Below are 1,481 nucleotides of genomic sequence, written 5' to 3' on the forward strand. Positions count from 1 at the left end.
GCATTAAGTCAAAATCCTTTTTTGCCAAGTAGCAAACAAGAGGCACTGCAAGTATATCAACATGTTAGCATAGATGCTGAACCTAAACAAGACACCATAGAGCAGCAAACAAAACCTCAAAGCAGCAATAGCACTAAAAACGTATCATTTTTTGATGATGAGCATAGCCCCTCTAACGAAAATAATGATGGCGAGAGTTTCTTCGCTAATTAGGATAGACAAGGTTTTCGTTAGAATATACTTCAAAGCTTAAATTTGTAAGAATTAGCTTCGTCGTCTAAAGACATATATTCTTCGGCCATATTTTGATTAATCTGCGCTATAAATTCTCCACACCTTCCAAAATCCTCGTGGCAATAGTTATTTTTTAGCATTTTCAAGTTGTCGCTATTTATTTTATTTCGCTTTGCTATCTCTTCAAATTTATCTCTTGCCATTAGCATATTTGCTATGATCTCTTTAAATTCACCGTCATCTATATCAAATTTTGATTTTATCTCATAAAAAAGCTGGACTGAGGGCAAGCTTTGAAAATCCACAAAATTTAAAGCATGGTTTTGTTTTGAGTAGATTATTGGTGTTGGTGTTATATCAAATGCGGGGGATAAATTCCAGCTTTTTGTTTTTTCATCATATAGCACGCCATGATTTCTTAGGTGATCGTCCGTGTTGCCAAATAAGCCGTTAAAAACCATACGTCGAAAAAGCTCTTTTTTGTTTTTACTATCAAGCACGCTAGCTAGATCGCAGTAACTCTTATCGTTACTTTCATCGCCATCTCTAACCCCAATCAAGGTCATGGCTGATTTATAGGGTATTCTCTTATCGCAGTTTCTGTCAAATCTTTTGACAAGTAAAGCCGTGCCTTTTGCCGTTTCAAAAAGTTCGCTTTGACATACGTTTATTTTTGCGATACTGGCAACATCTAGCATAGTCTTTTCACTACGAGAAATTTGCCTATATTCATCTTTTATGGACGGAAATTTGACTATGTAAAGCTCATTGCCTTTTAATACACTTGCCTTTGGTCTAGCACCGCCCAAGCTTCCACTAGGTGCGAGCAAATTTTTAATATCACTTTCAAGGCTCTCACCACGCTCAATTCTTTGTGATGATATACAAAGCTCGCTAATGTGAGTTAGCTTTGGAATATCGTTTGTAACAGATACAAATTCGCACTCTTTTTCTATTCTGAGTGAGCCTATACGAAAATAGTCACTTACTCCTAGCATATATTCGCTTTCAGTAAGTTCGCTACCAGCTTTTCGTTTTTGGATTAATCTGCCCCATCTATCTGGACTTATATCGCAAAACGCTCCCCATAGATTTTTAGACACAAACTGGGAGCTTTGCAGTGGTAAATTTGGATCTATTTCAAAGCCATTTTTTAACCACTCTTTATCGTATTCAAAATAATATGTTTCATTTCTGCCCACGGCATATACTTTAAGAAATCCCACAAGATCATCGTTGCTATATAT

General features: G+C 36.3%; 2 protein-coding genes. One reads left to right on the top strand and one right to left on the bottom strand.

The features are described from left to right. Nucleotides 1-213, top strand: a 213-nt coding sequence (locus CYP28_RS10160) for a hypothetical protein (RefSeq protein ID WP_181000383.1), incomplete at its 5' end; no start/stop codon positions are given. Nucleotides 214-242: 29 nt separating this feature from the next. Here the strand turns inward: CYP28_RS10160 and CYP28_RS00645 are convergent. Then, nucleotides 243-1,481 (bottom strand): type II toxin-antitoxin system HipA family toxin (locus CYP28_RS00645; RefSeq protein WP_258034125.1); only part of this gene is annotated, 1,239 nt, incomplete at its 5' end.

This window comes from Campylobacter concisus (assembly GCF_002914195.1).
Taxonomy (GTDB): domain Bacteria; phylum Campylobacterota; class Campylobacteria; order Campylobacterales; family Campylobacteraceae; genus Campylobacter_A; species Campylobacter_A concisus_M.